The sequence below is a fragment of the Zobellella denitrificans genome (genome assembly GCF_002237365.1).
Classification (GTDB): domain Bacteria; phylum Pseudomonadota; class Gammaproteobacteria; order Enterobacterales; family Aeromonadaceae; genus Oceanimonas; species Oceanimonas denitrificans.
Genome location: NZ_NMUO01000018.1, coordinates 33,099 through 50,399 on the forward strand (window position 1 = coordinate 33,099; position 17,301 = coordinate 50,399).

General features: G+C 62.5%; 14 protein-coding genes. 5 read left to right on the top strand and 9 right to left on the bottom strand.

What is annotated here, in order from left to right; translation table 11 throughout:
• Positions 1-69 precede the first annotated feature (69 nt).
• Positions 70-1,197 carry a methyl-accepting chemotaxis protein gene (locus tag CGX12_RS20320; protein WP_094039003.1) on the top strand — a complete coding sequence of 376 codons (1,128 nt, stop codon included), beginning with the start codon at positions 70-72 and terminating at the stop codon, positions 1,195-1,197.
• A gap of 66 nt (positions 1,198-1,263) precedes the next feature.
• Here CGX12_RS20320 and CGX12_RS06095 read toward each other — a convergent pair whose 3' ends face one another.
• Together CGX12_RS06095 and CGX12_RS06100 are read right to left on the bottom strand one after the other, a co-directional pair.
• The gene (locus tag CGX12_RS06095; protein ID WP_094039004.1) at positions 1,264-1,902 is read right to left on the bottom strand and encodes a YceH family protein; all 639 of its coding nucleotides are present in this window, start codon (positions 1,900-1,902) and stop codon (positions 1,264-1,266) included.
• Between the two features lie 70 nt (positions 1,903-1,972).
• Positions 1,973-2,308: a YkgJ family cysteine cluster protein gene (locus CGX12_RS06100; RefSeq protein ID WP_094039005.1), complete on the bottom strand. Its 336-nt coding sequence runs from the start codon at positions 2,306-2,308 to the stop codon at positions 1,973-1,975.
• A 459-nt stretch (positions 2,309-2,767) separates the two neighbouring features.
• Between CGX12_RS06100 and CGX12_RS06105 the strand changes: the two genes are divergently transcribed.
• Positions 2,768-4,651 carry a methyl-accepting chemotaxis protein gene (locus CGX12_RS06105; RefSeq protein WP_094039006.1) on the top strand — a complete coding sequence of 628 codons (1,884 nt, stop codon included), beginning with the start codon at positions 2,768-2,770 and terminating at the stop codon, positions 4,649-4,651.
• A 102-nt stretch (positions 4,652-4,753) separates the two neighbouring features.
• Complete coding sequence (locus CGX12_RS06110; RefSeq protein WP_254918221.1) at positions 4,754-5,299, top strand: hydrolase; 546 nt, start codon at positions 4,754-4,756, stop codon at positions 5,297-5,299.
• A 247-nt stretch (positions 5,300-5,546) separates the two neighbouring features.
• Here CGX12_RS06110 and CGX12_RS06115 read toward each other — a convergent pair whose 3' ends face one another.
• Complete coding sequence (locus CGX12_RS06115) at positions 5,547-6,968, bottom strand: alanine/glycine:cation symporter family protein (protein ID WP_094039008.1); 1,422 nt, start codon at positions 6,966-6,968, stop codon at positions 5,547-5,549.
• Positions 6,969-7,362: 394 nt separating this feature from the next.
• Between CGX12_RS06115 and tal the strand changes: the two genes are divergently transcribed.
• Complete coding sequence (tal, locus tag CGX12_RS06120; RefSeq protein WP_094039009.1) at positions 7,363-8,316, top strand: transaldolase; 954 nt, start codon at positions 7,363-7,365, stop codon at positions 8,314-8,316.
• 207 nt (positions 8,317-8,523) lie between these two features.
• On the top strand, positions 8,524-8,718 hold the full coding sequence (locus CGX12_RS06125; RefSeq protein ID WP_094039010.1) for a DUF3545 family protein: 195 nt from the start codon (positions 8,524-8,526) through the stop codon (positions 8,716-8,718).
• Between the two features lie 230 nt (positions 8,719-8,948).
• Here the strand turns inward: CGX12_RS06125 and ung are convergent, their stop codons facing one another.
• From ung to CGX12_RS06155, 6 genes are all read right to left on the bottom strand, one after another.
• Positions 8,949-9,623 (bottom strand): uracil-DNA glycosylase, encoded by a 675-nt coding sequence (ung, locus tag CGX12_RS06130; protein ID WP_094039011.1) that lies wholly within the window; start codon positions 9,621-9,623, stop codon positions 8,949-8,951.
• Positions 9,624-9,733: 110 nt separating this feature from the next.
• Positions 9,734-10,597: an acyl-CoA thioesterase II gene (gene tesB, locus CGX12_RS06135; RefSeq protein WP_094039012.1), complete on the bottom strand. Its 864-nt coding sequence runs from the start codon at positions 10,595-10,597 to the stop codon at positions 9,734-9,736.
• Between the two features lie 843 nt (positions 10,598-11,440).
• Positions 11,441-12,715, bottom strand: coding sequence for a threonine synthase (thrC, locus tag CGX12_RS06140; protein ID WP_094039013.1), 1,275 nt, complete (start codon positions 12,713-12,715; stop codon positions 11,441-11,443).
• On the bottom strand, positions 12,712-13,668 hold the full coding sequence (gene thrB, locus CGX12_RS06145) for a homoserine kinase (RefSeq protein ID WP_094039014.1): 957 nt from the start codon (positions 13,666-13,668) through the stop codon (positions 12,712-12,714). The genes thrC and thrB overlap by 4 nt, the downstream gene beginning before the upstream one ends.
• Positions 13,669-16,128 (bottom strand): bifunctional aspartate kinase/homoserine dehydrogenase I, encoded by a 2,460-nt coding sequence (gene thrA, locus CGX12_RS06150; RefSeq protein WP_094039015.1) that lies wholly within the window; start codon positions 16,126-16,128, stop codon positions 13,669-13,671.
• Between the two features lie 218 nt (positions 16,129-16,346).
• Positions 16,347-17,045 (bottom strand): tRNA/rRNA methyltransferase, encoded by a 699-nt coding sequence (locus CGX12_RS06155; protein ID WP_094039016.1) that lies wholly within the window; start codon positions 17,043-17,045, stop codon positions 16,347-16,349.
• Positions 17,046-17,301 lie beyond the last annotated feature (256 nt).

Below are 17,301 nucleotides of genomic sequence, written 5' to 3' on the forward strand. Positions count from 1 at the left end.
CTAAATGATGCATCTGGGATGATTATTTTGTTAACATTCAAAGGTCGTCGGACGGAGCGGAGAAATTGCATGCTTTTTAAACGGAACAGGGCACGACTGGCGGAGCTGGAACAGCAATGCCAGCAACAACGGCAACAGTTGCAGCAACTGACAACGGCGCTGGCCGACAAGGAACGGGAGCTGGCCGAACGGCAAGCGAGGGTCGCCGAACTGGAAGACCGGCAACTGCTGAGCCAAGGGGTTTTTGGCAGCATGGCCAGCTTCGGCCAGTCGCTGGATGGTCTGTGCTTTTCCTTCGGCAGCCTGTCCAGCAACCTGGATCGGGAGCAGGCCACCGCCATCAGTGCGGCCGGCCAGTCGGAGCGGGCCAAGACCATACTGGGCGGCATCGCCGACAATCTGCACACCCTCTCCGCCACCACCGACACCACCGCCGATGGCGTGGAGCGGTTGTCGCAGCAGGCCGGCCAGATCGGGCGCATCGTGCAGTTGATCCGCGAAGTTGCGGATCAAACCAACCTGCTGGCGCTCAATGCCGCCATCGAGGCGGCCCGGGCGGCGGAAGCCGGCCGGGGCTTTGCCGTGGTGGCCGATGAAGTACGCAAACTGGCCGAGCGTACCGGCAATGCCACCACCGAGATAGCGGGCCTGGTGGACGCCATCCAGCAGGAAACCCACAGCACCCGTACCGCCATGACCGAAAGCGCCCGTCTGGCCAGGCTGTGCGCCGAAGAATCCGGCACCGCCGCCGACGACATGACCCGGCTCAACCGCCTGGCCCACCACATGGAGCGCGCCGTGGTGGACGCCGCCCGTCTGTCCGGCGTTGAACTGGCCAATATCGAAGAGCTGCAGCTCAAGCTCGAAGTCTACCGGGTGTTCATGGAACAGTCCGACAGCCGGCCCGAACAGATCCCCGACGAAACCCAGTGCCGGCTCGGGCAATGGTATTACCAGGGAGAAGGCAAGACGCTCTTTGCCGGCAACGCCGACTACCGGGCGCTGGAAACCCCGCACCAGGCCATGCACCGCTTTGCCCGGGATGCCATCCGGCACTATTACGCCCGGGAGTACCCTCAGGCGCTGGCCGCCCTGCAAGGCATGGAGCAGGCCAACCTGAACGTGATCAACGGCATGGAAAAGATGCTGGCCCCCTTGCGGGACACCGGGGAAAAGACAGGCCGGCAGGCGGCCTAGCACGCCATATAGTTTAAAACTTAGGCAGTAAATTGGGGCGCGGGCGGGCGGCCCGCGCTCCGACGCCTAGCCTTCCAGCTCGGCGATGCGCGCCTGCAGGCGCTGCACCTCCGCTTCCAGCTCATGGATGCGCGCCTGCAGCTCGGCCTCCCGGTCCTGAGCAACCGGCTCCTGCCCCTGCTCGGCGTCGAGCGCGGCGTAGTCGGTATTGCCGAACAGGTGGGCGTAGCGGGACTCCCGCTTGCCGGGCTGGCGCGGCAGTTTAACCACGAAGGGGCCCTTGTCGATAAGTGCCTGCAGGCAGGCTTCCACCTGGGTCACGTCGTCGAACTGGTGCAGCCGCGGGGTGCGGCTGCGCAGCTCTCCCGGGGTCTGGGGGCCGCGCAGCAGCAGCTCGCAGACGATGGCCAGTTCACCGGGGCTGAACTGCAGCTCACCGAACTCGGTGTTGCAGAAACGGTGCTGGAGCTTGGCAGCCCGGGCGTTGAAGCCGGCCACGTTGTTGACCAGGCGCCGGGCGATCAGGGTGTTCAGTACCGACTGCACCTCCTTTTCGCCCAGGTTCATCACCGGATCGCGGTTGCTCTTCTGGTTGCAGGCATTCACCAGGGAATTGAGGGTCAGCGGATACACTTCGGGAGTGGAAACCTGTTTTTCAATCAGGCAACCGATCACCCTTTGTTCGAGGGCGGAAAGCATTTCCATAAGCACACTCCTTGATGGCATTGCCTTCAGCCTACCGGACAATGTCCGAAACACCAACGAATTCCGAGCCTTAAGCCGCGACCGGATTGTTGCCCAGGGGAGGCAGCCCGTAGGCCGCCCGGGCCCGGTTACAGGCGCCGTCCGCATCAAAGGCCTCGAACTCCCGGCAGGGACTGGGCCGGTTGGGATAGATGCGGCAGGACACGCAGTCGCCCACCTCCCCCTCCAGCGCCACGCAGCGCGGGCCGGGCTGGTTGGTGCCCCGCATCGCCAGCCGGCTGGGACTTACCGGCTCGGTCAGGTCTTCGGGCACCTGGAACTCGCTGTGAATTTCTCCCCAATAAAAGGAAACACGAAAAAAGGCGCAACAGGCGCCGCAGGTCAGACAGGGATTGCCACCACTCATTAACGCCTTACCTCCTGGCAAAACTAAACAGTGACGAAACAGGAACAGGGTTGGATCAGGGGGACGGAGCAGGCTCCGTCGATGCGGAAAACGAGAGAAAGGGTTGGCGTACAGGGCGAATGCCTCTGACGCGGCTGGCCGGTGTCTTCTCCTCTACAAGAACCAGATGAATACCCTTGTCGTCACGACAAGGGGACGACAGGGGCCTTATAGATAAATCGAAAGCAGTCACTAATCAAGAGGGGCTGGATGCTGCCGATAAGATAAAAATGCCCCCGTTGTCATTGCCGCCAGAGAAGGTTTCAATTGGCAATACAACGGTGCGGGAAACCCGGAAAGAAACTGTGCTCTAGCGCAGAATATTGCAAAAAATGAATTTTTTTCAGTATGTTACTCTGCTCTATGCGACTAAAGTATAAGCCGCTCTCGACCAGACAATAACTACAGGGACCCAGTTGTATGAAAATAGCCCATAAAGTAGGACTCACCGCCGCCGCCGTGCTGCTCGTTACCGTCAGCATCCTGTCCTGGATGCAGCTCTCCCAGGTAAGGGACGCCCTGCGCACCCAGACCGCCGCCGCCATCGGCGAAACCAGCTCGACCCTGGCCAAGCAGATCGAAAGCTGGCTCAACGCCAAACTCGGTCTTATCGACATGGTGGCCCAGAATATCGACGGCGACTTCAGCCCGGAGCAGGTGCTGCGCACCTTCAGGCTCCCCCTGCTGAAGGACGAGTTCATCCTCGTGTTCGGCGGTCTCGACAGCCAGAACGGCCGCCCCATCGGCAGCGATCCCGGCTGGAACCCTCCCGGCTGGGATGCCCGCCAGCGTCCCTGGTATGCGGTGGCCATGGCCTCCCCCCGGGCCGCCCTGACCGAGCCCTACCCCGACGCCACCACCGGTGAGATCCTGATCTCCGCCGTGGCCAAGATCACCGACCAGGGCCGCCCCTTGGGCGCCTTCGGCGGCGATCTCAGCCTGCAGACGGTGGCCGACGCCATTAACGTCATCGACTTCAACGGCGCCGGTTATGCCTTTCTGGTGGCCGAAAACGGCAATATCATCTCCCATCCCCGGTCGGAGCTGAACGGCAAGTCCCTCACCGAGCTGTTCGAGGGCAAGCAACCGGCCCTGAGCAGCACCATGGCCAGCTACGACCTGGGCGGCAAGCCCCATTGGGTGTCTTTCACCCCGCTGTCGGAGCTGAAAAGCGCCAAGTGGTATATAGGGGTGGTGCTGGATGAAGCCGCCGTCATGGCCCAGGCGGATCGCCTGCAATGGCAGGCGCTGCTGATCGCGGTGCTGGGCGTGGCCATCAGCATGACCCTGCTGATCCTGCTGATGACCAGCCTGCTCAAGCCGCTGGGCGGCCTGCACCAGTCCCTGAAGGACATCAACGGCGGCCAGGGCGATCTGACCAAACGCCTGCCCATAGTGCGCCGGGACGACTTCGGCCTGGTGGCCAACGAGTTCAACGGCTTCCTTGGTCACCTGCAGAAGCTGATCGGCGAGGTGATGGACAGCTCCGACAAGCTGAAGGCCAGCATCGGCCAGACTTCCGGCCAGTCGGAGCAGGCGGAGAACCAGCTGCAGTTGCAGTTGCAGGAGCTGGATCAGCTGGCCACCGCCATGCACGAGATGGCCGCCACCGCCACCGAGGTGGCCCAGCACGCCCAGAACGCCGCCGAGGCCGCCAACGCCGCCAACCAGGAAACCGAACAGGGGGCCCTGGTAGTGTCCCGCTCCACCCAGGCGGTGGAACGGCTGGCCGCCGACATGGAAGACACCATGGCCTCGGTCAACGAGCTGGCCCAGCTGAGCCGCAATATCGAGTCCATCCTCTCGGTGATCACCGGCATCGCCGAGCAGACCAACCTGCTGGCCCTCAACGCCGCCATCGAGGCTGCTCGCGCCGGTGAGTCGGGCCGGGGCTTCGCGGTAGTGGCCGACGAGGTGCGCTCGCTCGCCTCCCGCACCCAGCAGTCGACCCAGGAGATCGGCGACATGATCGAGCGGCTGCAGGCCGGGGTCAGGCTGGCGGAAAACAAGATGAAGCAGAGCCAAGAGCTGGCCGCCCAGACCTCGGTGGACGCCGCCGAGGCCAACGAGGTGCTGGCCCGGATCCGTCAGGCCATCAGCCACATCAACGACATGAACCTGCAGATCGCCACCGCGGCGGAAGAGCAGAGCGCCACCAGCGAGGAGATCAACCAGAACACCACCAATATCCGCGACATCAGCCAGGATGTGGCCAGCGGCGCCATCGCCCAGGTGCGCCACTGCCAGGCCATGCTGGAGCAGATGCAGCGCCAGCACAGTCTGCTGGGGGAGTTCAAGGTCTGATCAGGACCAATGTGACCAGGGGGCGCCGCGGCGCCCTTTTTCTTTGCCCGGCAAAAGGGTCATACTAACGGCAACCAGACAGAGAGGGAGAACAGGATGTTGATGGAATTTGATAAGGCGGCACTGATGGTGATCGACGTGCAGGAGAAGCTGATCCCGGCCATCGACCACGGCGAGCGGCTGAGTGCCCGTATCCAGTGGCTGATCTCGGCCTGCCAGGCGCTCGGCACCCCCATTTTGTTTACCGAGCAGTATCCCAGGGGGCTGGGCCACACCCAGGGCGCCCTCACCGTCCTGGTGGACCAGCCCGAAGTAGTGGAAAAGATGCACTTCTCGGTGGTAGCCGCCGACTGCCTGCCGGCGCACTGGCAGCACTACCCTCAGGTGATCGTCTGCGGCATGGAGACCCATGTCTGCGTGCTGCAGACGGTGATGGATCTGCTGAAGGCGGGCAAGGAAGTGTTCGTGGTGGCGGATGCGGTGGGCAGCCGTACCGAGGAAAACCGGCAGCTTGGCCTGGCCCGCATGCGCGATGCCGGCGCCCGGATCGTCAGCCGGGAGATGGTGGTGTTCGAGTTGCTGCACCGCGCCGGCACCGAGCAGTTCAGGACCATCAGCAAGCAGTTTCTGGTGGGCGAGCAGCCCTGAGACGTGAACATAATGGAGCGCAGGCGGCTCGCCTGCATTCGCGCACAGCGCGAACCCTCGGGTTGGCCTACCACACCGCAGGTTTAAAAAGGCTCGAGGCAAAATAGGCACCGCCGATTAGGCCGTGCCTTCGCCCACCTCGGTGCCACCCTCATGCGGGCGGGCCGCCCGCGCCCCAAGAAACGTCGCTGCCTAATTTTTAGGCTGATCGGTGCTCTAGGGACTGGCCGACCCAGTCCCCGGGCGGTTATTTCTTGTCCCAGATCCCTTCTTCGAGCTGACGGTTCAGCTCCGGGTACTTGGTCGGGTCGAAGCTCGGCACCTTGCCAAGCTTGAGCTGGTCGTTGTAATCCCGCGCCAGCTTGATGGCCACGCCCGACAGCAGCAGTATCGCCACCAGGTTGGTCAACGCCATCATGCCCATGGACGCGTCCGCCATGGCCCAGATGGTGGGCAGTTCGCCAATGGATCCAAACATCACCATGCCCAGCACGAACAGGCGGAATACCAGCAGGCCGGCCTTGTGGTTGTGCTCCAGAAAGATCAGGTTGTTCTCCGCATAGGCGTAGTTCGCCACTATGGAAGTGAAGGCAAAGAACAGGATGGCGATGGCGATAAAGGTGTTGCCCCAGTTGCCCACCTCGTGGGACAGCGCCCGCTGGGTCAGCTCGATGCCGGTCACCCCGGAGCCGGGTTCAAACTGGCCCGACAGCAAAATGATGGAGGCGGTGCAGGTACAGATAACGATGGTGTCGGTAAAGACCCCCAGCATCTGTACATACCCCTGGGACGCCGGATGGGGCGGATAGGGCGTGGCCGAGGCCGCCGCATTGGGGGCCGAGCCCATGCCCGCCTCGTTGGAGAAGAGGCCGCGCTTGATGCCGTTGATCAGGGCCTGGGAAATGGCATAGCCCATGGCGCCGCCGCCGGCCTGTTCCAGGCCGAAGGCCGACTTGACGATCAGGCTCAGCACACCGGGCAGCTCGGTAATGTTGATTGCCACCACCACCAAGGCAATCAGCAGGTAGGCCAGGGCCATCACCGGCACCACCAGTTCGGCGAAGCGGGCGATGGTGCGCAGGCCGCCGAAGATGATAAGGCCGGCCAGTACCACCAGCGCCAGGCCGGTGGCCCAGTGGGGGATGCCGAAGGCCACGTCCATGGCGGCGCTGATGGAGTTGGCCTGCACCGCGTTGAACACCAGGCCGAAGGCGATGATCAGGAAAATGGCGAACAGCACGCCCATCCAGCGCAAGCCCAGGCCCTTCTCCATGTAATAGGCGGGGCCGCCCCGGTAGTTGCCGTCTTCATCCTTTACCTTGTACAGCTGGGCCAGGGTGCTCTCCACGAAGGCGGTGGACATGCCGATAAGCGCGATGACCCACATCCAGAAGATGGCGCCCGGCCCGCCCAGGTACAGGGCCACGGCCACACCGGCCAGGTTGCCGGTGCCTACCCGGGCCGCCAGGCTGGTACAGAGGGCCTGGAAGGACGAGATACCCGCCGCATCGGACTTGCGACTGTTCCTGAGCACGGAAAACATGTGGCCGAAATGGCGAAACTGAATAAAGCCCAGGCGCAGGGTGAAGAATACCCCGACACCCAGCAGCAGGTAGATCAGTACCGTGCCCCAGAGCAGGTCGTTGATAAAGGCGATAATAATATCCATTGGCGTGTCTCTGCTTCTCCAAAATTTGAGCATTCATTTACCAGATAAGAATGGTTATCATCTTCTCTGGTCCGCAGCGCACGGAATCTAGCACAATGCGCAAAAATCGCCATGTGACACAGATCACACTAAATTATAACCGTCTAAAGAAACCGGTCTTTTTTATCAAAAAACAAACGATTTGACCAAAAGATCAAAATATATCACTAACAAAAAACCATGGTTCGAAATTTCATCTCACCCTGATTTTCCGGGGCTTTCTCTCCCCCCTCCCCTTGTCTGACCCCCTGTTCAGCTCTTTCCCGAGGTCACTTTATTTTAGTGGCCCGAATAAGGGATACTGTGGCCCTGTACCCCAAAGGGGCCCGAACCAGAGCAAAGGACCTTACCATCAATGGCCGATAAACTGACCCAACTGAAAAAACTGACTACCGTCGTAGCCGATACCGGCGACATCGAAGCCATCCGCAAGTATCAACCGCAAGACGCCACCACCAACCCCTCCCTGATCCTGAAAGCGGCCCAGATCCCGGAGTACCGCCCGCTGCTGGAAGACGCCGTGGCCTGGGCCAAGTCCCAGAGCCAGGACGCCGCCCAACAACTGGTCGACGCCTCCGACAAGCTGGCGGTCAACATCGGCTGTGAAATCCTCAAGATCGTCCCCGGGCGCATCTCCACCGAGGTGGATGCCCGCCTGTCCTTCGATACCCAGGCCAGCATCGCCAAGGCACGCCGCCTGATCGCCCTGTACAGCCAAGCCGGTGTTGGCCGCGAACGCATCCTGATCAAGCTGGCCTCCACCTGGGAAGGCATCCGCGCCGCCGAGGTGCTGGAGCAGGAAGGCATCAACTGCAACCTGACCCTGCTGTTCAGCTTCGCCCAGGCCCGGGCCTGTGCCGAGGCCGGCGCCTACCTGATCTCCCCCTTCGTGGGCCGTATCCTCGACTGGTACAAGAAAAACACCGACCAGAAGGAATACGCCCCGGCACAAGATCCGGGCGTGCTCTCCGTGAGCCGCATCTACGATTACTACAAGGCCCACGGCTATGCGACCGTGGTGATGGGCGCCAGCTTCCGCAACACCGGCGAAATCCTCGAGCTGGCCGGTTGCGACCGCCTGACCATAGGCCCCGACCTGCTGGCGGAGCTGAGCCAGGCCGAAGGCGAGGTGGTACAGAAGCTTAAGGATCAGGGCGCCAGCCAGACCCGCCCGGCCCCCATGACCGAAGCCGAGTTCCGCTGGGAGCAGAACCAGGACGCCATGGCCACCGAGAAACTGGCCGAAGGCATCCGCAACTTCGCCATCGACCAGGGCAAGCTGGAAGCCATGCTGAAAGAAATGCTGTAAGCCCGGCGCCCCCCATGCCGCGGCCGCCATTCCCCGGCGGCCGCTTTGTTTCTCCCCCCTTCCCTGGCCCCTCCGGCCGTCCTTTTGCTCATCCGGAGCATCTTCCGGGCCAAGCATAATAAAAGTGTCATAACCAAGTTTTATTTTAGAACGGACTGTGATATATCCAAATGTGACTGCAACTGATAGCCAACAGGAGGGAGCCCCATGGAAAGGTTCAGCTTCGAAGATCAGGAGTTTGTGGTTGAACGGTCCGCGCGCGGAACATCGCGTGAACCCGCCAAAAAGCGTAAATGGCGGGAAATAGAAGCATTGAAGGACAAAAAGCGCTTACAAAAAGAACTTCAGCTGCTCGACTGCGCCTTCGAATACGAAGGCAACCTGGAAGAGCTTGAGCTGTAGAGCACGAAGAAAATATTTTCAGGCGCCCGCGGGCGCCTTTTTTGCTCTTACTCCAACCGTAGGGTCCACTGTAGGGTCCACTTCAGTGGACCTCCCCACCACCGGCGCCGTGGTTCGGTCGACTGAAGTCGACCCTACAACAGGAGCACAGCGGGAACCTTTGCCCTGGGTGCAACACCCATGCGGGCGGGCCGCCCGCACTCCAAAAACGGTGCGGTGGGCCCCCTATTTCACAGCTCGGTCGGCAACTGCCAGTCGATGGGCGCCTTGCCCTGCTGCGCGAGCAACTCGTTGGTTTTGGAGAAATGCCGGCAACCGAGAAAACCGCGGTGGGCCGACAAGGGGCTGGGATGGGGCGCGGCCAGCACATGGTGCCGCTGGCGGTCGATCATGGCGCCCTTCTTCTGGGCATGGCTGCCCCACAGCAGGAACACCACGCCCTGGCAGTGCTCGTTGACCGCCCGGATCACGTGATCGGTAAAGGTTTCCCAACCCAGCCGGGCATGGGAGTGGGCCTTGCCGGCCTCCACCGTCAGCACCGTATTGAGCATCAAGACCCCCTGCCGGGCCCAGGACTCGAGGCAACCGTGGTTGGGGATGCGAAAACCGGGGATGTCGGCGCTCAGCTCCTTGTACATGTTCTGCAGCGAAGGCGGCACCCGCACCCCCGGCAGCACCGAAAAACACAAGCCATGGGCCTGGTTGGGGCCATGGTAGGGATCCTGGCCCAGCATCACCACCTTCACCTCACCCAGTTCGGTGTATTTGAAGGCGTTGAAGATATCCTGCTGGGGCGGGTAGATCACCTTGCCCGCGCCGCGCTCCTGCTTGACGAAGGCCATTGCCTGCTGAAAGTAGGGCTGCTCTTTCTCGTGGCCTATTACCTGGTTCCAGGTCAGGGTCATGGGGAGTGTCCGTTGAAGAAAAATAAAACCTGGCGCCTAGCTTAAAAGCTGCCTCCGGCGCCTGCAAGCCCCACCTTCGCGGAGATGACCACCATTAAAACAGTGCCTGATTATTCCGTGCGGGGGCGGATAATGCCCTCCTGCATCGCCGAGGCCACCAGCTTGCCGTCGCGGGTAAAGAAATGCCCCTGCACCAGCCCCCGGCCGGCCACGGCGCGCGGGCTTTCGATGGCGTAGAGGATCCAGTCGTCGAAGCGGAAGTCCTGGTGGAACCACATGGAGTGATCGATGGTCGCCACCTGCAGCTGGGGCTCCCAGAAGGAGTGGCCGTGGGGCATCAGGGCGGTGGGCAAAAAGTTGAAGTCGGAGGCATAGGCCAGCAGGTACTTGTGGATACGCGGATCGTCCGGCAGCCGGCCGTTGGCCTTGAGCCAGATATGGCGCACCGGCGCCATCTTCTCCGGCTTCATGGGGTTGACGTAGTTGACCTGGCGGATCTCTATCGGTTTTTCCGACAACAGCTTGTCCTTGACCCGCTCCGGCAGGAAGGCGGACAGGGCGGCGATGCGCTCGCTCTCGGGGACCAATCCCTCCGGCCCCGCCACCTGAGGCATGGGCGCCTGGTGCTCAAAGCCGTCCACCGGCTCCTGGAAGGAGGCGGTCATGTAGAAGATGGGCTTGCCGTATTGCAGCGCCTGCACCCGGCGGGTGGAGGTGGTCTTGCCGTCGCGGATCTTCTCCACGTCGTAGATGATGGGTTTGTTGACGTCCCCCGGCCGCAGGAAATAGGAGTGGAAGGAATGCACCGGCCGCTCCGGCTGCAGGGTGTACTTGGCCGCCGCCAGCGCCTGCCCCATCACCTGGCCGCCGAACACGGCGCGAAAGCCCAGATCCCGGCTCTGGCCGCGATAGAGGCCGTCATCCAGCGGCTCCAGCGCCAGCAGCGTCAATAACTCATCCAATGCCTGACTCATGGCTTGTTACCCGATTAACTCAACTGGTCGTACAAGTTAACATAAGCCGACAAGCCGGGGGTAGCCCCATGATACGGACAAAAGCGCAATAGAAAAGGGGCAGCCTGTGGCCGCCCCTTTTGGTGTCGTCGGTTTGTTCCCTGAACCTGGTTGCTCCCTGCAATCCCTGACCTGACCCGTCCCGAGCCTTCCCCTTCCCGTTCCGTCGGGGTCATCCTGCGTCATCCTGACTGGCCGCGTCCTGTTGCCAACCGCTCCGTCCTGGAGGTATCCCTGACCTTTCCCTCGGTCATCCCCTTGGCCATCCGGGCCTGGTCCCTTGCCTCCTGGCTGCCGGCTTCCGCTCCGACACCGCTTCCTTAATCCTTGCTCCGGCTCCTGCCGGTGGTTCCTTAAGGCCTTCCTGCCGTTTGTCTTCCTGACAAGCCAGCCTGCCTTGCTGTTGGTATTAACTATACGGATTTACCGGCCCGGCTCAATTTACCAGGGACGGGATCTTGGCCGAGCAAAAAACAAGCATCATATGAAAATCATTAAATAACAAAGAGATAAATGGATTTATGACCAAATTCCACGGCCACAAACCGCCTTATCCCTAGCCTTATTGAGAGATCTCTTACAAACACTTGCAGCGATGACGGATAGCAGTTGGTCGACTGAAGTCGACCCTACATGACCCGGCGCCGGGTTTGGTCGAATAACCATAAAAAAGGGCGAAGGCAACGATACATGCCTTCGCCCTTTTTCCATGTTGCCGCTGCGCGGCAAGGCAGGCGAGCCGCCTGCGCTCCAGGGATAGGTGCACAACTTGGAGCGCGGGGGGCCGCCCGCGCTCCGGATGGGTTATTTCATCATCTTGGCTTTCAGGGCCGCGAAGTCGGCGGGGATCACCTCGGACAGGGACTCCATGGCGCCGTGCTTGGCCAGGGGGCCGGGCAGCGGGATGTCCTGGCCCAGGATCTCGTCCACGCTCTCCTTGAACTTGGCCGGATGGGCGGTGCACAGGAAGATGCCCACCTCGTCCTTGCCCCGCTCCTTGTTGAGCAGTTCCCAGGCAATGGCGCCGTGGGGCTCGCACAGATAGCCCTGGGCGAACAAGCGCTTGAGGGCGTCTTTGGTCTGCTCGTCATTGAGGGCGCCGGAGGCGATGTCGGACAGTTTCCAACCCTTGACCCGGCACAGCTCTTCCACCCGCGGCCAGTTGTTGGGCCGGCTCACGTCCATGGCGTTGGACAGGGTGGCCACGGTGGCGTGGGGATCCCAGTTGCCGCTTTCCAGGTAGCGCGGCACCGTGTCGTTGGCGTTGGTGGCGGCCACGAAACGCTTCACCGGCAGGCCCAGCGCCTTGGCGATAAGGCCGGCGGTGAGGTTGCCGAAGTTGCCCGAAGGCACGGCGATGACCGCCTTGTGGCGCTGCTCGGCGGGCAGCTCGGCCACCGCCTCGAAGTAGTAGCACACCTGGGCCACCAGTCGGCTGATGTTGATGGAGTTGGCGGAGTTGAGGCCCACCGCGGCTTTCAGCTCTTCGTCATCAAACGCCTGCTTGACCAGCGCCTGGCAGGCGTCGAAGTCACCCTGCACCGCGAAGGTACGGATGTTGCCGCCCAGGGTGGTGAACAGCTTCTCCTGCAGCGGGCTGATCTTGCCTTCGGGGTAGAGGATCACCACCTCGATGTTGGGCAGGCCGTAGAAGGCGTGGGCCACGGCGGCGCCGGTGTCGCCGGAGGTGGCGGTGAGGATGGTGATCTTGCCGTCGTCGCTCAGGGTGGCCAGGCACTGGGCCATAAAGCGGCCACCGAAGTCCTTGAACGCCAGGGTCGGGCCGTGGAACAGCTCCAGGGCGTAGGTGTGGTCGTCCACCTTCACCAGCGGCGCCGGGAAGGTGAAGGCCCGCTCCACCATGGCGGCCAGGGTGCTTTCGGGAATTTCGTCGCCGATCAGGTGCTGCAGAATGGCCACGGAGCGCGGCACCAGCGGCAGCTCCAGCAGGGCGTCCACATTGGGCAGCGGGTTCAGGCTTTCCGGGAAAAACAGCCCCTGGCCCCGGCCCAGCCCCTGCCGGACGGCACCGGCAAAGTTGATGGTCTCGCTATTGTCCTTGATGTTGTACAGCTTCATAGTTCCGTTCCTGTTACCCGTGCGCCTTGGGCATCGAGTTTGCAAATATGGCAAAAGCCATCCTGGTTCTGAATAAAATGCTCGGCCAGCCAAGTTTTAAGTTTTTCCGCCTGGTGCAGATCCTTCATCACGCAGAACACGGTGGGGCCGCTGCCGGAAATACCGGTGGCCAGCGCCCCCATGGTGGCGGCATGCTCGCGCACCTCGTTGAAGCCGGGGATCAGCTGGGCGCGGTAGGGCTCGGCAATCACGTCCTTCAGCATGGCGGCGGCCACCTTTTCCTGGCCGGTGTGGCTGGCATGCACAAAGCCCGCCAGGCGGCGGCCGTAGGCCAGGCAGTCCTGGCGGCGGTACTGGGCCGGCAAGATGGCCCGCGCCGCCGAGGTGGACACCGCTATGCCCGGGTAGCACACCACCCAGTACCAGTCGTCGAACACCGGCAGCGACTGGCTGACCACGCCGGCTTCGTCCAGTACCAGCTGCATGCCGCCGAGGTGACAGGGTGCCACATTGTCATAATGAACTGAACCGGAAATCTGCCCTTCCAGCTCGCCCATCAACAGGGTCAGCTCGTGCTCGCTCATGGCCTCGTCGTGGAAGGCGTTGAGCGCCACGAAGGCGGCGACGATGCTGGTGGCGCTGGAGCCCAGGCCCGAGCCCACCGGCAGGTTTTTCTCCAGGGTCATCACCAGCGGCTTGAGCCTGAGGCCCTTTTTCGCCAGCGCCTTGCCGTAGGCCACATAGCAGTCGTAGACGATATTCTGGGTGAAATCGTCCGGCAGCTTGTGGGCGAAGGGACCGGTATTGACCAGGTTGAAGTCGCCCTCGGTCTCGCCCACGAACACGCGGTCACCCAGCAGGGTGCCGTCCAGGGGGGCCAGCGCGGCCCCCAGTACATCAAAACCCACGCTCACGTTGGCGGTAGAGGCAGGGGCGTACGCAACAACACTCATTCAGATCTCCTGCTTCCAGTTATGGGTGCGCAACAGGTCGGCGAACACGCCGGCGGCGGTGACATCGGCACCGGCGCCGTAACCGCGCAGCACCAGCGGGATCGGCTGGTAATACTGGGTGTAGAACGCCAGGGCGTTTTCACCGTCCTTGACCTTGAACAGGGGATCATCGCCATCTACCGCCTTGATGGCAACCTTGCAGTGGCCGTTTTCGATGGCGCCCACGTAACGCAGCACCTTGCCCTCGGCGGCGGCCTCGGCCACCCTGGCCTCGAACCAGGCGTCGGCCTCCGGCAACCGCGCCATAAAGCTGTCGATATCGCCGCTGGCATCGAACTCCGGCGGCAGCGCCATTTCCACTTCTATGTCGTCCAGGCTGAGTTCCATGCCCGCCTCCCGGGCCAGGATCAGCAGCTTGCGCGCCACGTCCATGCCGTTGAGGTCGTCGCGGGGATCCGGCTCGGTAAAGCCGTTCTCCCGGGCGATGCGGGTGGCGTCGGCAAAGCTCATGCCCTCGTCCAGCTTGCCGAAGATGTAGGACAGGGAGCCGGACAGGATGCCGCCGAACGCCTTCAACTGGTCGCCGGCGCGGATCAGGTTCTGCAGGTTCTCGATCACCGGCAGGCCGGCGCCCACATTGGTTTCGTACAGGAACTTGCGGCGGGTGGCCCGGGCGGTACGGCGCAACTCGCGGTAGTAGTCCAGGCTGGCGGTGTTGGCCTTCTTGTTGGGGGTCACCACGTGGAAGCCGGCGGCCAGGAAGTCGGCGTACTGATCGGCGATCTGCTCGTTGGAAGTGCAGTCCACCAGCACCGGGTTGATCAGGTGGCTGTCTTCCACCAGGCGGGCCACCCGCTCCAGGCTGAAGGCCTCATGGGCCTGCTCCAGCCGGTCGCGCCACTCGTTCAGGTTGATGCCGTGGCGGTCCAGCGCCATCTTGCGGGAGTTGGCGATGCCCACCACCCGGATACCGATGTCCTGGGCTTCCAGCACCGGCTGCTGGCGGCGGATCTGCTCGAGCAGGGCCGCGCCCACGCCGCCGCAACCCACCAGGAACACGTCGATAAACTGGCGGCTGGAGAAAAAGTTCTGGTGACAGGCGCGGATCGCCTCGGTGGTCTTTTCCTTGCGGATCACCGCCGAGATGGAGCGCTCGCTGGAGCCCTGGGCGATGGCCACGATATTGATGGACGCCTCGGCCAGGGAGTTGAAGAAGCGGGCCGACACGCCCTTGGCGGTGCGCATCCGATCCCCCACCAGGGAGATGATGGCCAGATCGTCGATCACGTCCAGCGGCTCGAGCAGGTTGTTCTTGAACTCCAGGGCGAACTCGTCGGCGATGGCCTTCTGGGCCTTGTGCCTGTCGTAGCTGTGGATGCAGAAGCTGACGCTGTATTCGGACGAACTCTGGGTGATCAGCACTATGCTGACCCCGGCGCGGGACACGCAGGAGAACAGGCGGCCGGCCATGCCCACCATGCCCTTCATGCCCGGGCCGGAGAGGTTGATCATGGTCATGCCGGCCAGATCGGAGATGCCCTTGACCTGCAGGTCGTCGTCGCTGCACTCGGGGCCGATCAGCGAGCCTTCGCCCTGGGGGTTGCCGGTGTTCTTGATAAGGCAAGGGATATGGAACTGGGCGATGGGGGCGATGGTCTTGGGATGCAGCACCTTGGCGCCGAAGTAGGACAGCTCCATCGCCTCCTTGTAAGACAGCTGCTTGAGCAGCTTGGCGTCGGGCACCAGGCGCGGATCGCAGTTGTAGACGCCATCCACGTCGGTCCAGATCTCGCAGCACTCGGCGTCCACGCAGGCAGCCAGCACGGCGGCGGAGTAGTCGGAGCCATTGCGGCCCAGGATCACGGTTTCCCCTTTTTCGTTGCCGGCGGTAAAGCCCGGCATCAGATACACGCAGTCGGAGCGCAGACCCTGGTCGCGAAAGCGCTGGCGGGACACTTCGATATTGACGTGGGCCTCGAGGAAGCTGCCCTCGCCCAGCAGCATGGCCTGGGGCGAAATCACTTCCACCTGCTCGCCGCGGGCCTTGAGCAGCTCGGCCATGGTGGCGATGGACAGCGCCTCGCCCCGGCTCAGGATGCGGGCCTGGATGTTGTCCGGGCACTGTTGCAGCAGGCTCACCCCCTGCAGCAGGCGGGTAAGCTGGCCCAGTTCCCGGTCGACCTGACCTTTCAGGCCCTCATCGTCCAGGCGCTCGAAGCGTTGCTTGAGGCCATCGATGATGGCGTGGAAGATCTGCTCGATCTCTGCCAGCACCGGGGCCGGATCCAGGCCACGGCTGGCCTGCTCCACCACCGCCACCAGATGGTTGGTGACCTTGGCCGGCGCCGACAGCACCAGGGCCACCTGGGACTGCCGCTGATTGTTGACCACGATGTCGGCCACGGTCTGGAACCGTTCGGCGTTGGCCAAAGAGGTGCCGCCAAATTTCAAGACACGCATCTATTACTCCCTGTGTAAAACGAAAAAGCCCGCATCTGGTTGGGATACGGGCTTGAGGATTCAGATCTTGTTTGTCGTCAGCGCATCAGCCCGCCCCAGTGCCACCAGTGGTGGTACCGGTAATAATAATGGTGGTGATGGTGCGGCTTGCATGGAACAGCATGACGGACAACCTCGAAAAACGGATGGCATAGCAATAACCCGAGCCTTTCGGCTTGTCAACCTCGTTCCTTGCCGGCCAGGGCGCGCTCCAGGTCTTTATACAGCAGATGCAGCAGATTCAGGTCCCGCTGTTCCAGCATAGGCAATCGGTCCCTTACCCAGTCGGCCAGTTTTTCCTGCTGCGACACTCCGGAAAGCTCAAACAATTGCTCTGTTTTTTGTTGCAGCACCCTTAACTGGGCATTTTCTGCCTGAATGGCGCTTTTTTCCTCGTTTTCCGCCGCCAGCCCCTGGCTGAACTCCCAGGCATACAGCATGATGGCCTGGCCCAGGTTGAGCGAAGGATAAGCCACCTTCAGCGGCAGGTAGCTGATGATGTCGGCATGGGCCAGATCGTCGTTACTCAGCCCCGACTCCTCGCAGCCGAACAAAATGGCCACTTTTGCCAGTTGCTTGTTGTTTACCTGACTGATGGCTTCCTTGGGGGTGAGGTAGTGCAGGTAGCGGCCGCGCCGGCGCGCCGTGGTGGCGATGACCAGGTCCATGTCCGCCAGCCCCTCGGCCAGGGTGGGAAAGTACTCGGCCTGCTCCAGTATCTCCTGGGCGCCGTGGGCCACCCAGTGGGCCTGGTCCTGCTGGTGCACCCGGCTGTCGACCAGCCGCATATGCTCGAAGCCCATGGTTTTCATGGCGCGGGCGGCGGCGCCCACATTCTCGGCCCGGGCCGGCGATTTGAGTACGAAATAAAGCTCCATGCCACTCCCCTAAATGTAAGGCCGCGTATTGTCCGCAAAGCGGGGGCTGAGGTAAAGCGTGAGGAGTGCCGCCGTAGGTGCCGCTTTAGCTGGCACAAGGCACCCGTTTGTCGGTTTGCGCCACGTAAACGGGCGCCTACGGCTGGAGCGCAGGCGGCCCGCCGGCATTGCCGCCCGGCGGCAACCCTCGTGGCCTCAAGCCACACCCAAACCACGGCATCACCCCCAGGCGGGCGAGCCGCCCGCGCCCCAATAC

What these genes read in the sequence shown, in the direction of transcription:
- thrB (WP_094039014.1), bottom strand. Translation starts at nt 13,668, where the DNA reads ATGAGTGTTGTTGCGTACGCCCCTGCCTCTACCGCCAACGTGAGCGTG.
- CGX12_RS20320 (WP_094039003.1), top strand. Translation starts at nt 70, where the DNA reads ATGCTTTTTAAACGGAACAGGGCACGACTGGCGGAGCTGGAACAGCAA.
- CGX12_RS06155 (WP_094039016.1), bottom strand. Translation starts at nt 17,045, where the DNA reads ATGGAGCTTTATTTCGTACTCAAATCGCCGGCCCGGGCCGAGAATGTG.
- tal (WP_094039009.1), top strand. Translation starts at nt 7,363, where the DNA reads ATGGCCGATAAACTGACCCAACTGAAAAAACTGACTACCGTCGTAGCC.
- CGX12_RS06125 (WP_094039010.1), top strand. Translation starts at nt 8,524, where the DNA reads ATGGAAAGGTTCAGCTTCGAAGATCAGGAGTTTGTGGTTGAACGGTCC.
- tesB (WP_094039012.1), bottom strand. Translation starts at nt 10,597, where the DNA reads ATGAGTCAGGCATTGGATGAGTTATTGACGCTGCTGGCGCTGGAGCCG.
- CGX12_RS06100 (WP_094039005.1), bottom strand. Translation starts at nt 2,308, where the DNA reads ATGAGTGGTGGCAATCCCTGTCTGACCTGCGGCGCCTGTTGCGCCTTT.
- CGX12_RS06110 (WP_254918221.1), top strand. Translation starts at nt 4,754, where the DNA reads ATGGAATTTGATAAGGCGGCACTGATGGTGATCGACGTGCAGGAGAAG.
- CGX12_RS06105 (WP_094039006.1), top strand. Translation starts at nt 2,768, where the DNA reads ATGAAAATAGCCCATAAAGTAGGACTCACCGCCGCCGCCGTGCTGCTC.
- CGX12_RS06095 (WP_094039004.1), bottom strand. Translation starts at nt 1,902, where the DNA reads ATGGAAATGCTTTCCGCCCTCGAACAAAGGGTGATCGGTTGCCTGATT.
- thrC (WP_094039013.1), bottom strand. Translation starts at nt 12,715, where the DNA reads ATGAAGCTGTACAACATCAAGGACAATAGCGAGACCATCAACTTTGCC.
- ung (WP_094039011.1), bottom strand. Translation starts at nt 9,623, where the DNA reads ATGACCCTGACCTGGAACCAGGTAATAGGCCACGAGAAAGAGCAGCCC.
- CGX12_RS06115 (WP_094039008.1), bottom strand. Translation starts at nt 6,968, where the DNA reads ATGGATATTATTATCGCCTTTATCAACGACCTGCTCTGGGGCACGGTA.
- thrA (WP_094039015.1), bottom strand. Translation starts at nt 16,128, where the DNA reads ATGCGTGTCTTGAAATTTGGCGGCACCTCTTTGGCCAACGCCGAACGG.